The following is a 14,916-nucleotide window of genomic DNA, read 5'->3' as shown; positions in this document are numbered from 1 at the left end:
TCATTCGTACCCCAGCATGGTCGCGATGCGGGCGGCGACCTCGTTGGCGACCCGTTGCGCCTCCCGGCTCGTCCCGGGCTCGTAGCGGTCTGCGACGGGGTCGTAGTCGGCGCCGGCGATCGACCCGTGGTCGGCCGCCAGCTCCACCAGCTCCACCGGCCAGCCCGCCCGCCCGAGGGCGGCGGCGAACTCCCTGCTGGCGGTCACGGGCACGGCGTCGTCGGCCAGGCCGTGCAACAGGGTGAACGGCGACCCGACGCGGTCGGTGGGCAGCGCGTCGGCCGGCGGCCGGCCGGAGATCGGGTCGGGGACCATGAACGCGCCCGCCAGACACACCGTGTGCGCCAGGGTGACCCCGAAGCGCGGCGCGTCGAGGGTCAGGGCGGCCGCGGCGCACCCGCCCATGGACCACCCGACGAGCACCATCCCGTCGGGGTCGGCGGCAAAGTTGCGGGCGAAGTCCAGCGAGCCCAAGAGGTCCGCGCGTCCGCCGTCGCCGGCGTGGGAGTTCCAATCCGGCGCCACCACCGCGGCGCCGTGCCCGGCGAGCATGCCGGCCAGCGGGCGCACGGCCGCGCGGGCATCGGTCTGCATGCCGTGCCACAGCAGGACCGCGGGTTGCGTCGAATCGCCGAACACGTCGACCTTGCGTCCCGGGGCGTACTCGACGGTTTCCACGGGGACGAGTGTGCCCCGGGTAGCGCGCATCCAACCCCGAATCGGTGCCCCCAAAAGCCGCGGAGTCGTACCGTAATTGGGTGGTCCGAACCCGCCAGACCGACGCGTGCCCCGGTGCGCTGCAGGTGCACCAGGCCGCCGACGGCGCGCTGGTGCGGGTCCGGCTGCCCGGCGGCATGATCACCCCGGCCCAGCTGGCGACGCTGGCCGGCGTCGCGAACGGGTTCGGCTCCGCGGCGCTCGAGCTGACCGCCCGGGGCAATTTGCAGGTGCGCGGGATCACCGACGTGACGGCCGTCGCCGACGCCATCGCCGCCGCGGGGCTGTTGCCGTCGGCGACGCACGAGCGGGTCCGCAACATCGTCGCGTCGCCGCTGTCCGGCCGCGTCGGCGGGCGCGCCGACGTGCGGGCCTGGGTGCAGGAGCTGGACGCGGCGATCTGCGCCGAGCCCCGGCTCGCGGAGCTGGGCGGCCGCTTCTGGTTCGGCCTCGACGACGGCCGCGCCGACGTGTCCGGGCTCGGCGCCGACGTCGGCGTGCACGTGCTCGACGACGGTGTCGCGCTGTTGGTGGCGGGGCACGACACCGGCGTGCGGCTGGCCGTCGGCGACGTGGCGCGGTCGCTGGTCGAGCTCGCGCTGCGGTTCGTCGAGGTACGCGGAAAGGCTTGGCGTGTCAGCGAATTGGCCGACATTCGGCAACTGCTGCCCGGCGCGGCGCTGGGCGACGCGTCCTTCCCGCCCGTGACCAGGGCGCCGGTGGGGTGGATCGGCCAGGACGACGGCCGGGTCATGTTGGGCGCCGCGGTGCCGCTGGGTGTGCTGCCCGCGCGGGTCGCGGACTATCTGGCGGTGATCGACGCCCCGGTGGTGATCACCCCGTGGCGCTCGGTGTTGGTGTGCGACCTCACCGAAGATGTGGCCGACGCCGCGCTGCGCGTGCTGGCGCCGCTGGGCCTCGTCTTCGACGAGAACTCCCCCTGGCTGAACGTCAGCGCCTGCACCGGCAGCCCCGGATGCGCGCAGTCCGCCGCCGACGTGCGGGCCGACGCGGCCGCGTCGCTGGACGCCGATTCGGGCGTGCACCGCCACTTCGTCGGCTGCGAACGCGCCTGCGGCAGCCCGGCGGCGGGTCAGGTCCTGGTCGCCAGCGGACAGGGATATCGGCTGCTGCGCGCAAACACCTAAGGTGAGCGGGTGCTGGACTACATCCGCGACGCGGCCGAGATCTATCGCCAGTCGTTCGCGGCCATCCGCGCCGAAGCCGACCTGACCAGGTTCCCCGACGACGTCGCCCGGGTGGTGGTCCGGCTGATCCACACCTGCGGGCAGGTCGACGTCGCCGAGCACGTCGCCTACACCGACGACGTCGTCGCCCGCGCCGGCGAGGCCCTGCGCGGCGGCGCCCCCGTGTTGTGCGACTCGTCGATGGTGGCCGCGGGGATCACCACCGCGCGGCTCCCCGCCGGCAACCGAGTCGTCTCGCTGGTGGCCGATCCCCGCGCGGCCGAGCTGGCCGCACGCCGGCACACCACCCGATCGGCGGCCGGCGTCGAGCTGTGGACCGACCGGCTGGCGGGCGCGGTGCTCGCGATCGGCAACGCCCCCACCGCGCTGTTCCGGCTGCTGGAGCTGATCGACGAGGGCGCCGCCCCACCGGCCGCGGTGCTCGGCGGACCGGTGGGGTTCGTCGGGTCGGCGCAGTCCAAGCAGGAACTCATCGAGCGTCCGCGCGGGATGGCGTACCTGGTGGTGCGGGGCCGCCGCGGCGGCAGCGCGATGGCCGCGGCCGCCGTCAACGCGATCGCGAGCGACACCGAATGAGCGGGCGGGGCACGCTCTGGGGGGTCGGACTGGGGCCCGGCGACCCGGAGTTGGTGACGGTCAAGGCCGCCCGGGTGATCGGCGAGGCTGACGTGGTGGCCTACCACAGCGCCCGGCACGGTCGCAGCATCGCCCGCGGGATCGCCGAACCGTACCTGCGGCCCGGCCAGATCGAGGAGCACCTGGTCTACCCGGTGACCACGGAGACGACCGATCACCCCGGCGGCTACGCCGGTGCGCTCGAGGACTTCTACACCGAGGCGACCGGGCGGATCGCCGCGCATTTGGACGCCGGCCGCGACGTGGCGCTGCTCGCCGAGGGCGACCCGCTGTTCTACAGCTCGTACATGCATCTGCACACCCGGCTCACCGAGCGGTTCAACGCCGTCATCGTGCCGGGGGTCACGTCGGTGAGCGCCGCCTCGGCGGCCATCGCGACCCCGCTGGTGGCCGGCGACGAGGTGCTATCGGTGCTGCCGGGCACCCTGCCGGTCGCCGAGCTGACGCGCCGGCTCGCCGATGCCGACGCCGCGGTGGTGCTCAAGCTGGGCCGCTCGTATCACAATGTGCGGGAAGCGCTTTCGGCGACGGGGCAACTCGACGACGCGTTCTACGTCGAGCGGGCGAGCACGCAGGGCCAGCGGATCCTGCCCGCCGCGGACGTCGAAGCGGCCGGCGTGCCGTACTTTTCGCTGGCCATGCTGCCCGGTGGCCGGCGGCGCGAATCGACCGGCGGCACCGTCGCGGTGGTGGGCCTGGGACCCGGCGCCCTCGATTGGATGACGCCGCAGAGCCGACGCGAGCTGGCCGCAGCGACCGACCTGATCGGGTACGGGGGCTACCTGGATCGCGTCCCGGCGCGCGACGGGCAGCGGCGCCACCCCAGCGACAACACCGACGAGCCCGCGCGGGCGCGGCTGGCGTGCGCGCTGGCCGAGCAGGGCCGGTCGGTCGCGGTGGTGTCGTCGGGCGACCCGGGCGTGTTCGCCATGGCGACAGCGGTTTTGGAGGAGGCCAAGCAATGGCCTGGGGTGCGGATCCGCGTGGTTCCGGCGATGACGGCGGCGCAGGCGGTCGCCAGTCGGGTCGGCGCCCCGCTGGGTCACGACTACGCGGTGATCTCGCTGTCGGACCGGCTCAAGCCCTGGGAGGTGATTTCCGGGCGGCTTCAGGCTGCGGCCGCCGCCGACCTGGTGCTGGCCATCTACAACCCCGCGTCCAAGGCGCGGACCTGGCAGGTGGGCGCGATGCGCGACGTGCTGCTGGCCCATCGCGAGCCCGGCACCCCGGTGGTGATCGGCCGCAACGTCTCCGGACCCGACGAGGAGGTCCGCGTGGTGCGGCTGGCCGACCTCGATCCGAGCGACGTCGACATGCGCTGCCTGCTGATCGTCGGCTCCTCGCAAACCCAGTGGTACACCGACGATTTCGGCGACCGCGTGTTCACCCCGCGCCGGTATCCCGCCTGAAGGCTCTACTCGTAGGACGGATAGGGGTTTTCGCGCAGCACCCCGGCCAGGTGCACCGCGTTGCGCGCCGCGGACGCGGTGGTGCTCGCGACGACCTCCGGCACCTCGTCGAGGTCTTTGAAATCGCCGCCCTGCATGGCCTCGCCGTTCCAGTACGTACAGCCCTGCGCCGGGATGGAGAACCCGACGTCGTTGAGCGCCTGGAAAAGGTCGGCGACGATCTTGTGGGCGCCGTCCTCGTTGCCGACGGCCGCGGCCAGCGCCACCTTGCCGAGCGTCTTCGGCCGTCCGGCGTCGTCCTTTTCGGACAGCTCGGCGTCGAGGCGCTCCAGCACACGCTGCGCGACGCTGGACATGTGACCCACCCAGGTGGGCGTGGAAATCACGAGAATGTCTGCGGCCCTGATCTTTTCGAGTAGCCCGGGCCACTCGTCGCCCGGCCCCATGTCCGCCTCGGTGCCGGGCAACAGGTTCAAGTCGACGCAGCGGACCTTTTCGCCGTCGGCGCCGGCCTTGCGTAGCTGCTCGAGCACCTGATCGGCCAGCAGCTCGCTGCTCGACGGGGCGGGGCTCTTCTTCAACGTGCAGATCAGGGCCAGGGCGCGCTGCTGTGGTGTCGAGGTCATGCCCGCGCATACCCCGGTGCCGCGCCGGCAAAACGACGCAACTACTCGCCGCCCCAGGTGCTCGGCAGCATCGGCAGGGCCGGCCCGTCGCCGGCCAGCGTCGCCAGGCCCGTCGCCTCGCCGGCGCCGGATTTGACTGCCGCCCCGGCGAATCCGAGCGGACCCGCGCCGACGGGGCTCGCCTCGGTGTCCAGGTATTCGTAGCGGTGAGCGCGGTCCTGGGCCGTCGCCCGAAGCCGGCGACGGCTGCGCTGCCGGCCGGCAGCTGCCGGGGCGGGCGCCGGAGCGTGGGCGTCATCGTCGGCCGGTTCCTCGGACTTACGGCGCGCGCGACCGCTGGCGCTGCTGCGCGCCGACAGCCCCGACAGGCCGACGGCGTACAGGACGTCGGACAGGCTCGCGCCAATTCCGTCGGTCACGGTCGGACCGAAGCCCGCCACGGGCCCGGCCCCGGCGGGTCCCCCGCCGATCGCCGGGGCCGGGCTCGGGGCGGCGGGGCCGGGAATGGCGGGCCCGCTGCTCGTACTCACCGGAGTGGTGCCCGCCGCCGCGGGGGCCGGCAGGCCCGCGGGCGCCGGGGCCGCGGCGGCGGTTGCCAACGGTGTGGCCACGGCGACCGGGACGGCGATGCCGGCGGCCGCTCCTCCCGCGGCCACGCCCGCGGCGCCGGCGACCGGAACGGCCAGCAAGGCCGGGGCGAGCGACACGGCCAGCTGAATCGCCTGCTGCCCGAACGGCCAGAAGATCATCAGCGTGTGGAAGGTGGCCCAGCCGATCGCGGTGGCAAGCGCCGGCGTCATCCCCGGGATCTGCATCAGGGGGCCGGTGATCGAGTTGACGAACGGGACCGCGGGAATGGGCCAGCCGGCGGGATTGAGGTCCTTGGATACCGGCCACGCGAAGTTTCTGGTGTATTGCTGCAGGTAGTACGTGAGCTGGTCCTGCCAGGACGTGGCGGCGGGCGCCGGCGCCGCGTCGGTGTGTGCGGCGGCGGTGGTCGCCTCGCCGCCCGGGGCGACGATCCGCGGCGCGGGCGTGGTCGCCGGGACGGACGCCAGGGCCGTGTCGGTGACGACCTGGTAGGTGGTCATCGTCTCGGCGGCCTGCACCCACATGCGCGCGTAGTCGGCTTCGTTGACGGCGATGGGGATGGTGTTGATGCCGAAGAAGTTGGTGGCCACCAGCGCCGCGTGCACGGCGTGGTTTGCGGCGAGTTCGGCCAGCGTGGGCATGGTGGCCAGGGCGCTGGTGTAGGCCGCGGCCGCCGTCTGATGCAGCGAGGCGGCGACAGTGCTCTTGGTCGCGCCCTCCAGTAGCCAGGTCAGGTAGGGCGCGTGGGCGGCCACATAGCGTTCCGCGGTGGGGCCGTCCCAGGCGCCCTGCGCCGCGCCGAGCAGTCCGGTGAGTTCGTCTGCGGCGGCGGTGTATTCCGCGCCCATCGACGACCACGCCTCCGCAGCGGCCAGCAGCGGCCCGGACCCCGGACCGCTGCTGAGCAATGTGGAGTGCACCTCGGGCGGCAAGGCGATCCAGATCGGGGCGGTCATCGTCGGCGGCCTTCGGGTAGGGGCACGAATTCCTCTTCGGTCGATGTCGTCGCGATGGGCTTGCCTGTAGTGGTCGGTTTGCCGAGCGGTTTGGTTCCCGCGCTTTGTTTTTTGCGGGCTTTGCGCGTCGCGGGGCCATGCGCAACGATGCAGGGATGCGGTGTGACGTTGCGCGTGAGGCGCTTTCTGCGCGATTGGACGGCGAGCGTCCGCAGGTGCTCGCGCAACAGGTCGACGCCCATCTGGAATCGTGCCGCCGTTGCCGCGCCTGGCTGATCGGCGCGGCGGTGCAGACCCGGCGGCTGGCGTCGATCGAGCCGGGCGAGGGCCCGGACCTGGTCGACAAAATCATGGCGAGGATCGACCAGCAGTCCCCCGCGTACCATCGGTCGATGCGCTGGCTGCGGGCGCGCTACCGGCGCTGGGGGTTGATCGCCGTCGGCGTGTTCCAGGTGGCGATCGCGGCCGCGCAGGTCGGCGGGATGGACTTCGGGATGGTGGCGGGCCACATGCACGGCGCCATGTCGGGAGAGCACCTGATGCACGAGTCGACCGCGTGGTTGCTGGCGCTGGGCCTGGCCATGATCGCCGCGGGCGTCTGGCCCGTCACCGCGATTGGGGTGGCGGCGATTACCGGCGTGTATTCCGTCGCGCTGTTGGGTTACGTGATCGTCGACGCCTTCGCTGGAGAGGTGACCGCGGCCCGCATCGCCAGCCACATGCCGCTGCTGTTGGGGCTGGTGTTCGCGCTGCTGGTGGCGCGCGAACGCGTGGGGGGTTCGGGACGGGCCCGCGCGTCCGACGCCTCCGGCGAGTACGGGGCCTGGACGTCGGAGCCACCGCGTGGCCGGCGGCACCGACACCTCTGGCCGATCAACCGCTCGGCCCCGTCTACGACGACCCGTCGTAGACTTACCCTGCCCGCGCAACTAAGGTGCCTGGCCATGACCGCGTCCAGCGACGACGAGGCCGTTACCGAGCTGGCCCTGGCCGCCGCACGGGGCAACGCGCGAGCGCTCGAGGCGTTCATCAAGGCCACCCAGCAGGACGTTTGGCGGTTCGTCACCTACCTGTCCGACGCGGGCACCGCCGACGACCTGACGCAAGAGACCTTCCTGCGCGCGATCGGCGCGATCGAGCGGTTCTCCGGACGATCCAGCGCCCGCACCTGGCTGCTGTCCATCGCGCGGCGGGTCGTGGCCGATCACATCCGCCACGCCCGATCACGGCCGCGCACCGCATCCGGCGCCGATCCCGACCACTACCTGCGTGGCGATCGCCATGCCCGCGGATTCGAAGACCTGGTCGAGGTGACGACGATGATCGCCGACCTGACCGCCGAGCAGCGGGAAGCCCTGCTGCTCACCCAGCTGCTCGGGCTGCCCTACGCCGACGCCGCCGCGGTGTGCGGATGCCCGGTGGGCACCATCCGCTCGCGCGTCGCGCGGGCCCGCGATGCGCTGCTGGCCGGTGTCGAGCGCGAGGACCTGACCGGCTAACCGCCCCGCAGCCGTTCATCGGTGGGAGCCAATCCTTCCGCCGACCGTGTACATCCACCCACCGTGGCCTCCCACCGATCCTTCCGCCGACCGTGGGGGGTATGTACGAAAATTTGAGAATTCCGTACATAGCCCCCACGTTCGGGACGTCAGCCCAGCCGCGCAATCCATTCGGCGGCCTCTTGTACCGTGCCGACGCTCGTCACGTTGGCCGGAAGTGGCGGTCGCGCGACCATCACGACCGGAACGTCCAGCGCCGCAGCGGCATCCAGCTTGGCGCGGGTCATGTCGCCGCCGCTGTTCTTGGTGACCAGCGCGTCGACGCGGTGCTCACGCATGATGGCGAGTTCGTCGTCGTAGCGGTAAGGCCCGCGCGACAGCAGGATGTGGTGGTGGCGCGGCAGCGAGGCCTCGTCGGGCGCGGTGACCGCGCGGATCAGAAACCATGCGTCGCTGCCGGTGAACGCTTTGGCGCCCGAGCGGCCGGTGGTGAGGAACACCCGCTCATAGCGTTGCCCTGCAACGGTTTCCGCCGCTTCGCTGTCGGATGCGACGACGGTTGCGGCGCCCGGCTGCCACGCCGGGCGGGCCAAAACCAAATGAGGAATGCGGAGTTCGGCGCACGCTTCGGCGGCGTGCGCGGTCATGGTCGCCGCGAACGGGTGGGTGGCGTCGACGACGGCGTCGACGTGTTCGTCTTCCAGCCAGCGCCGCAGCCCGTCGACCCCGCCGAAACCGCCGACGCGCACCGGCCCGACGGGCAGGGCGGGATCGGGAACCCGCCCGGCCAGCGAGCTGATGATGTCGACCCGCGGGTGCAGCGTTTTGGCCAGCGCGCGGGCCTCGGCGGTGCCGCCGAGCAGCAGAACCCGCATCAGTGCCGGCTCCCCCGCGCCCGGCCGGCGGAATACAGGTAGCTGTCGGCGAATCCCTCGGCGGCCAGCACGTCGCCGACGATGATCACGGCGGTCTTGGTGATGTCGGCGTCGTGCATTTGATTGGCGATGGTGGCCAGCGTGCCGCGCAGCACGGCCTGCCGCGGCCAGCTGGCGAAAGCCACCACCGCCGTGGGGGTTTCGGGCGCGTAGCCGCCCTCGAGCAGCTGCGGGACGATGGCGTCGATCTGGGCGGCGGCCAGGTGCAGGACCAGGGTGGCTTGCGATTGGGCGAGGCTGGTCAGCTCCTCCCCCGGCGGCAGCGGCGTGGACAGGGTGGCCACGCGGGTCAGCGTCACCGTCTGCGCCACGCCGGGGACGGTGAGCTCGCGCTTCAACGCGGCAGCCGCCGCGGCGAAAGCCGGTACGCCCGGCACGATTTCGTAGTCGATGCCCAGCGCGTCGAGCCGGCGGCACTGCTCGGCCACCGCGCTGTATAGCGACGGGTCCCCGGAGTGCAGCCGCGCCACGTCGTGGCCGGCGGAGTCGGCGTCGGCGATAGCGGTGACGATCTGCTCCAGCGTGAGGGGGCCGGTGTCGATGATTTTCGCGCCGGGCGGGCATAGCGCCAGCAGGTCGTAGGGCATGATCGAGCCGGCGTACAGGCACGTCGGGCATGATTGCAGCAACCGTTGGCCACGAACCGTGATGAGGTCGGCGGCGCCGGGGCCCGCCCCGATGAAATACACCGTCACCTGGTCACCACCCACTGGGCGACCGGCCGCTGCGGGCGCCATCCCGTGAAGCCCCCGAGCGGCTCGCCGCGGTAGTGCTGGAGGCGCTGCAGCTGCCCGCCGAGTCGTGAATACGACTGTACGAGAATCGCTTCCGACTCAGCAGTGACGGCGTTGGCGACCAGGCGTCCGCCTTTCGGCAACTGGTCGAGGCAGGCGTCCAGCAGGCCGGCCTGTGTCAGGCCGCCGCCGACGAAGATTGCCGAGGGTGCCTCGGCGCCGTCGAACGCCTCCGGGGCGGCGCCCCGGACGTCGATGCTGACGCCGAAGGCCGCGGCGTTGGACCCAATGTTGCGGCGGCGCCGCTCGTCGCGCTCGAACGCCACCGCGCTGCACCCGCGCCAGGCCAGGCACCACTGGACGCCGATGCTGCCCGATCCGGCGCCGACGTCCCACAGCCGCTCACCCGGGCGCGGCGCCAGCGCCGCCAGCGTCACCGCGCGGACCCCGTGTTTGGTGATCTGGCCGTCGTGGGCGAAAGCGTCGTCGGGATAGGGCGACACGCGTTCGTCGGGCAGGTAGCGCACGGCGACCACGTTGAGATCGTCGACGTCGGGTGGGGCGTCGGCCCACCGCCGCGCGGTGCCGTCGCGGCGGCGTTCCGTTGGGCCGCCGAGGTTTTCGAGCACGCTGAGCTCGGACTCGCCGCGGCCGTGGGCGTCGAGCAGCGCGGCCAGCTCCTTGGGTGTGGACCGGTTTTTCGACAGCACGATCGCTTGGCCGCCGCGGCGCACCGCGGTGTGCGGCTGCGCGGTGACCAGGCTGATCACCTCGGTGTCGTGCGCGTTCCAGCCCATCCGGGCGCACGCGAGCGCCACCGACGACACGTGTGGCAAGACCCTGACGTTCTCGGCGCCGTGCAACCGGATCAGCGTGCCGCCGATGCCATGTAGCAGCGGGTCGCCGCTGGCGACGACATGGATGTCGTCGTCGGTTGGCAGCTTTTCTAGAGCGGGCAGCAGCGGTGACGGCCACTCGCGGCGGGCCGCGGGCACCGTGTCGTCGAGCAGGTCGAGTTGCCTTTTTGAGCCGTAAATGACTGTGGCCCTGCGAAGTTCGGTGCGCGATGTTTCGGCCAGTCCCGCCAGGCCGTCGGCGCCGATGCCGACAACGATGATCATGTGCGCCGCTCCTTCTCATCGCTTCGTTCTGCATCGTCGCCGGCGCGGATCATCGCGGCATCCTGCGCCACATGAACTGCGGCAGCATCCGCATCACGGCGGCCGCAGGTCCCAGGGCCCACGGGATCCATACCGTGCGCCGACCTTTCGCCAGGGCCCGCGCGGTCGCGGCGGCCACCTGCGCGGGCGTGCTGGACAGCGGCGCCGGCGTCATGCCCTGCGTCATGCGGCCGATGACGAACCCCGGCCGCACGATGAGCAGGTGCACGCCGGTCCCGTGCAGCGCGTCGGCCAGCCCGCTGGCGAATCCGTCCAGGCCGGCCTTCGCCGATCCGTAGACGTAGTTGGCGCGGCGCACGCGCGCGCCGGCGATCGAGGAGAACACCACCAGCGAGCCCCGGTCCGCCTTGCGCATGGCGGTGGCCAGGTGGGTGAGCATGCTGACCTGGGCGACGTAGTCGGTGTGCACGACGGCGACCGCGTGGGCGGCGTCATTCTCGGCACGGGCCTGGTCGCCGAGGATCCCGAAGGCCAGCACCGCGGTGCCGATGGGTCCGTGCTCGGCGACGATCGAGGCGACCAGCGGGCCGTGCGAGGCCAGGTCGTCGGCGTCGAACTCCCTGGTATGCACCGCCGCCGCGCCGGCGTCTTTGAGGGCCGCAACTTCGTCGGCGAGCTGCTCGGCCCTGCGGGCGGCCAGCACTACCGTCGCCCCGGGGGCCAGTCGCCGCGCCAGCTCGATGCCGATCTCGCTGCGACCGCCCAGGATTAGTACCGGACCTGCGCCCGTGTCGTCCACGGCTGCGATTATTACCTGCGCTAGCGTGAGCGGTGATGGCGAATACCACTACGCGGCTCACGGATGATGCGCTGGCCTTCCTGTCGGAACGTCACCTGGCCATGCTCACCACGCTGCGGGCCGACAATTCCCCGCATGTGGTCGCCGTCGGTTTCACCTTCGATCCCAAGACCCACATCGCTCGCGTCATCACCACCGGCGGCTCCCAGAAGGCAGTGAACGCCGATCGCGCCGGGCTGGCGGTTCTCAGCCAGGTCGACGGCGCACGGTGGCTTTCGCTGGAAGGCCGGTCGAAGGTGAACAGCGATGCCGACGCCGTGCGCGACGCCGAGTTGCGCTACGCCCAGCGGTATCGCACCCCGCGTCCCAACCCGCGACGCGTGGTCATCGAGGTGCAGGTGGAGCGGGTGCTGGGGTCGTCGGATCTGTTGGACCGGGGCGCGTAGTTCAGGGCCGAATGACTTTCCCGCGATCTGTCGGAACTACCCCTACACCGGAGTTCCGCGGTTCTTGCCCGGTCGTTGCAAGAGCAGGTCATCGTGCTCGTGCCTGCGACAAGCTTCGATGAATTGAATTGCGGCGCTACTGTCTCGCAGGAATTTGCGATATAGCTCCTCTCTAAGCTCGTAGTATTCTTCATAATCGACGAAACCGTTACTTACCGGTATCGACACATAGTAGCGGCCCGATGCAGATTCAATGCCAATCGAGTATCGGTCGTCTCTCGCGACGTAGGTGTCTTCGAACTTCATCTCCATCCGGAACGTCCATCCGTTCCCCTATCACTTGGCGAGCTAGTCAACGAAGGTTCCACCCCACGCATCGACCAATCTCGTGCAACGCTTCCTGGGACAACTCAGGGTGCTTTTTGTGGAACCGCCGCAGGATATCCTCGACCCCTTCCTGCAACGTCATGCTGCCCCATTCGATCGGCATTCCAACCGCCTCGCGGACCAGAGCGGAGATCTGGTTGCTCAGTGTCTCCACCCGATCTGATCCGAACGTTTCAGAAATCTTCCCATTGTCGATATGTGGAATTGCAGTGTCTTTGATAGCCGCTATGATTGCTGCATTCAGCGTGTCGCAATCCATCCGCCTGCTCCTCAGCGCTCGAAGATCGTGGTCTCGGAACCCGTCTCGGGGTCAATTATTACAATTTTACTTACGTTTGGATTGTCCATGAGCCTCGGAAGTTCGACGGTATCCCAAACACTACCGGGACGAAGACGGGACCCAATAACTGCGTGCACCTCGCCGTCGACATTCTCGGCATACATTCCGGAGACCCGCGACCACCATTCTTGGGCGGCGGCGTCATCGAAGCTCCACTTAGGAGGCGTTACACCGTTCCGCTCCAACAACCCCTCCAAGGTCGTTCCGGTGTGCGACGCTGCGAACGAATCCGCCGCGCCGTTGCCACCGGCAGACGTAGGCCCGATCCCAATCCCCTCGGAAGTCCTTCCGGACCAGAAGAAGGCTCCGTTCGGGGGCGGGGTCACAAGTTCCGGAGCCGGCAACGGATACGGTCCGACAAAGTCGTTCCCCGGGGGCATCTCGGAACTGATGCCATCGTGCGCGTGTCGGCTTCGGTTCTCGTCCGGCAGATCGCCTTCCCGTCCGCTCGGATGACCGCCAGTTGGATCCCCGCCATGCGGCTTCCCGTGCGGCCGACCGCCGAGAGCACTCCCGTCTCCCGGCGGGTGCCAGCCGCCACCCGCCGCGGGCAGGTCAGGCGGGCGGGCCGCCGGAGCAGTGAGGTGCGGCGTCGGAGCCGCGAACGACGGCGCCGGCACTGGATGCGCGGCCATGGGTGTCGGGTGCGCGATGGATCCGCTCGGAGCTACCGGCGCCGGTGCATGCTCGACCAATTGCGGGACGGCGGAGGGCGCAACAGCGGTGGGCACGGATGCCGTCGGCGCACCGGGCGTGGGCATCGACACCGGTTCGCGGGGAGCGCCCACGGGCGCTGACACGGGCGCATGCTGAGCACCAACCGGCTCATGCGGAGCACCGACGGGCTCATGCGGACCGCCAGCGGGGGCGGCGTTCGCGGGCTCGCGCGGCTCAGCTGTCGGTCCGTGCGGTTCACCGGGCACGGCATCCGGTGGGCGAGGCGCCGCCTCGACGGGCTGGTCCAGCGGCTTGGGCGCCGGCAGCTCCACCGGTCGCCCGCCGAGCGGCGCTTCGATCTTGGGCAGGTCGGCGCTGACGTCTTCGAGGCCCTTGGTCAGATCGCCACCGGTCCCGGCGAGGTCGGCCAACGCGCCACGAGCGTCCCCGAGAACGCCCGCAACCTTCCCGAATGCGCCCTCTGCCTTCCCCGCGGCTTCCGCGGCCTCGGCTCCCCCACGCGCCGCCGCCCCGGCACCGTCGGCGGCCGCGCCGGCTTCCCCAGCTCCGGGAATGAACAATGTTGCGACGTCGAAGAGATTCTCACCAAACCCCAATCCTGGCCGGGCGGTACTCCAATCATCCAGGTGCAGAAGGGATTTGAACATCTGGATGTTGGCGTCCGTGGCCTCCTGCGGATTGAGGAAGGCATTGATCAGGCTTCCCTTCCACGTGGTCTTGCCCAGGTCCGACCAGGTGGCCGCGGCACCCTGGGGATCGAGGGCAAACCATGCCGGGTTGAGATCGTCGAGGGCCAGCACGGTACCGAAGAAACCCTTGACGATTCCCTCGTCCACGTTCACCAGAATGTCGAGCTGCGTCGCGACCGAGTTTCCGACCTTCTCACCCAAAAACTGGGTCAACTCGCCCCGCGTCCACTTCTCGAATTTGACGATGAGGCCGTCCACGACATTCATGCCGAGCTTCATTTCCTGTTCGGCGGCCCGGGCTTCCCGCCCGAGGTCGTGCAGGACGCCGCTGATGTCCTGGGCGATCTTTTTGATCTCCTCGAGGGCGTCGCCCTTGATGATCAACATCAGGTCGTGCCCGAGGTCGGTCAGTGAGCCGAGCCGGTGCAACAGGTCCCGGATGTGTTGGTGGGCCTGGTCCACCTCGTTGGCGAAATTGTCGAGGGAGCTGGCCAGCTTTCCTGACGCGTCGCCTATTTTGCCCATGCAGTCGCCGATTTGCGACATAGCATCGTCGATCTTCGCGGCCTCGGGGATCTGTTGCGCATCCAGCAGGGACTTGGCGGCGTTGAGCGCGCCCCGCATCCCGCCCGCCGCCGCGCCGAAGCCGCGCCAGCGAGTCGCGGCCGCACGTATCCCGGCCACATCGCCGTCCGGCCATAGGTCGTCGACGAACGACTGCACCACCGCCCACAGCAGCGGCGGCGGCTCCCCTTTGCCCCACGTCCCCGGCGGCCCGGGCGCCGAGATCTTGGCCGGCGCGGGCGGCGCCTGCAACACGTGGCCGCCGCCGCCGAGCGTCGAGTCCGCTTCGGCCTTCGAATAATTCGCCGCGCCCTGCTGGATCAGGGCCCCGCATTGCCGGCACGCGTTGATCCCGGCCGCCACGGCCTTCAACAGCGACTCGGCCGCGTCCTGATACCCCAGGCCGAACAACGTCCCGGCCGCATCCAGGCCGCTGTGGGCGGCAAAACCAGAGGTCAGCACGGTCAGGTTCGCGGCCAGCCCCTCGCCGGCGGCGACCACGGCGCTGCCCGCCGCGAACAACGCCTCCGGATCGACAACCAGCGGGGGAACCACGCGCGGAATTCTCGTCCAGGTCGTCG

General features: G+C 70.7%; 16 protein-coding genes and 1 pseudogene. 6 read left to right on the top strand and 11 right to left on the bottom strand.

Features of this window, described 5'->3' with window-relative positions:
- Positions 1–678 (bottom strand): alpha/beta hydrolase family protein, encoded by a 678-nt coding sequence (locus AC5Y4Z_RS18160; protein ID WP_499965870.1) that lies wholly within the window; start codon positions 676–678, stop codon positions 1–3.
- Between the two features lie 80 nt (positions 679–758).
- Here AC5Y4Z_RS18160 and cobG point away from each other — a divergent pair, with 80 nt between their 5' ends.
- The 3 genes from cobG to AC5Y4Z_RS18145 are packed head-to-tail and all read left to right on the top strand — an operon-like array spanning position 759 to position 3,970.
- Entirely contained in the window at positions 759–1,865 is a 1,107-nt protein-coding gene (cobG, locus tag AC5Y4Z_RS18155) for a precorrin-3B synthase (RefSeq protein WP_499965869.1), read from the top strand.
- 9 nt (positions 1,866–1,874) lie between these two features.
- The gene (locus tag AC5Y4Z_RS18150) at positions 1,875–2,501 is read left to right on the top strand and encodes a precorrin-8X methylmutase (protein ID WP_499965868.1); all 627 of its coding nucleotides are present in this window, start codon (positions 1,875–1,877) and stop codon (positions 2,499–2,501) included.
- Positions 2,498–3,970 (top strand): precorrin-2 C(20)-methyltransferase, encoded by a 1,473-nt coding sequence (locus AC5Y4Z_RS18145; protein ID WP_499965867.1) that lies wholly within the window; start codon positions 2,498–2,500, stop codon positions 3,968–3,970. The genes AC5Y4Z_RS18150 and AC5Y4Z_RS18145 overlap by 4 nt, the downstream gene beginning before the upstream one ends.
- A 5-nt stretch (positions 3,971–3,975) precedes the next feature.
- On the opposite strand, the gene AC5Y4Z_RS18140 is transcribed toward AC5Y4Z_RS18145, so the two are convergent.
- The 3 genes from AC5Y4Z_RS18140 to AC5Y4Z_RS18130 are packed head-to-tail and all read right to left on the bottom strand — an operon-like array spanning position 3,976 to position 6,385.
- The gene (locus AC5Y4Z_RS18140) at positions 3,976–4,596 is read right to left on the bottom strand and encodes a flavodoxin family protein (protein ID WP_499965865.1); all 621 of its coding nucleotides are present in this window, start codon (positions 4,594–4,596) and stop codon (positions 3,976–3,978) included.
- Positions 4,597–4,637: 41 nt separating this feature from the next.
- The gene (locus AC5Y4Z_RS18135) at positions 4,638–6,143 is read right to left on the bottom strand and encodes a PPE family protein (RefSeq protein ID WP_499965864.1); all 1,506 of its coding nucleotides are present in this window, start codon (positions 6,141–6,143) and stop codon (positions 4,638–4,640) included.
- Positions 6,140–6,385: a hypothetical protein gene (locus tag AC5Y4Z_RS18130; RefSeq protein ID WP_499965980.1), complete on the bottom strand. Its 246-nt coding sequence runs from the start codon at positions 6,383–6,385 to the stop codon at positions 6,140–6,142. Before AC5Y4Z_RS18130 ends, AC5Y4Z_RS18135 begins: the two co-directional genes overlap by 4 nt.
- Here AC5Y4Z_RS18130 and AC5Y4Z_RS18125 point away from each other — a divergent pair.
- Both AC5Y4Z_RS18125 and sigC read left to right on the top strand, forming a co-directional pair.
- Positions 6,281–6,910 (top strand): annotated as a pseudogene (locus tag AC5Y4Z_RS18125) (DUF2275 domain-containing protein); the annotation flags it as partial. The gene AC5Y4Z_RS18130 and the pseudogene AC5Y4Z_RS18125 sit on opposite strands and share 105 nt — an antisense overlap.
- A 177-nt stretch (positions 6,911–7,087) precedes the next feature.
- A complete protein-coding gene (gene sigC / locus AC5Y4Z_RS18120; RefSeq protein ID WP_499965973.1) occupies positions 7,088–7,642 on the top strand; it encodes an RNA polymerase sigma factor SigC in 555 nt (184 codons plus the stop codon).
- A 149-nt stretch (positions 7,643–7,791) separates the two neighbouring features.
- On the opposite strand, the gene AC5Y4Z_RS18115 is transcribed toward sigC, so the two are convergent.
- The 4 genes from AC5Y4Z_RS18115 to dprE2 are packed head-to-tail and all read right to left on the bottom strand — an operon-like array spanning position 7,792 to position 11,231.
- The gene (locus AC5Y4Z_RS18115) at positions 7,792–8,517 is read right to left on the bottom strand and encodes a cobalt-precorrin-6A reductase (RefSeq protein ID WP_499965863.1); all 726 of its coding nucleotides are present in this window, start codon (positions 8,515–8,517) and stop codon (positions 7,792–7,794) included.
- Positions 8,517–9,272, bottom strand: coding sequence for a precorrin-4 C(11)-methyltransferase (cobM, locus tag AC5Y4Z_RS18110; RefSeq protein WP_499965862.1), 756 nt, complete (start codon positions 9,270–9,272; stop codon positions 8,517–8,519). The genes AC5Y4Z_RS18115 and cobM overlap by 1 nt, the downstream gene beginning before the upstream one ends.
- The gene (cbiE, locus tag AC5Y4Z_RS18105) at positions 9,269–10,432 is read right to left on the bottom strand and encodes a precorrin-6y C5,15-methyltransferase (decarboxylating) subunit CbiE (RefSeq protein ID WP_499965860.1); all 1,164 of its coding nucleotides are present in this window, start codon (positions 10,430–10,432) and stop codon (positions 9,269–9,271) included. The genes cobM and cbiE overlap by 4 nt, the downstream gene beginning before the upstream one ends.
- Before the next feature lie 49 nt (positions 10,433–10,481).
- Positions 10,482–11,231 (bottom strand): decaprenylphospho-beta-D-erythro-pentofuranosid-2-ulose 2-reductase, encoded by a 750-nt coding sequence (gene dprE2, locus AC5Y4Z_RS18100; RefSeq protein ID WP_499965859.1) that lies wholly within the window; start codon positions 11,229–11,231, stop codon positions 10,482–10,484.
- A gap of 35 nt (positions 11,232–11,266) precedes the next feature.
- Here dprE2 and AC5Y4Z_RS18095 point away from each other — a divergent pair, with 35 nt between their 5' ends.
- On the top strand, positions 11,267–11,677 hold the full coding sequence (locus AC5Y4Z_RS18095; protein WP_499965858.1) for a F420-dependent biliverdin reductase: 411 nt from the start codon (positions 11,267–11,269) through the stop codon (positions 11,675–11,677).
- A gap of 42 nt (positions 11,678–11,719) precedes the next feature.
- On the opposite strand, the gene AC5Y4Z_RS18090 is transcribed toward AC5Y4Z_RS18095, so the two are convergent.
- The 3 genes from AC5Y4Z_RS18090 to AC5Y4Z_RS18080 are packed head-to-tail and all read right to left on the bottom strand — an operon-like array spanning position 11,720 to position 14,890.
- Positions 11,720–11,983: a hypothetical protein gene (locus tag AC5Y4Z_RS18090; RefSeq protein ID WP_499965971.1), complete on the bottom strand. Its 264-nt coding sequence runs from the start codon at positions 11,981–11,983 to the stop codon at positions 11,720–11,722.
- 46 nt (positions 11,984–12,029) lie between these two features.
- Entirely contained in the window at positions 12,030–12,323 is a 294-nt protein-coding gene (locus AC5Y4Z_RS18085; protein WP_499965857.1) for a hypothetical protein, read from the bottom strand.
- Between the two features lie 11 nt (positions 12,324–12,334).
- Entirely contained in the window at positions 12,335–14,890 is a 2,556-nt protein-coding gene (locus AC5Y4Z_RS18080; protein WP_499965855.1) for a WXG100-like domain-containing protein, read from the bottom strand.
- Between the last annotated feature and the right edge of the window lie 26 nt (positions 14,891–14,916).

The organism is Mycobacterium sp. NGS63 (assembly GCF_059812295.1).
Note: the sequence above shows the minus strand (reverse complement) of the source record. Positions and strands in the feature narration are given on the sequence as shown.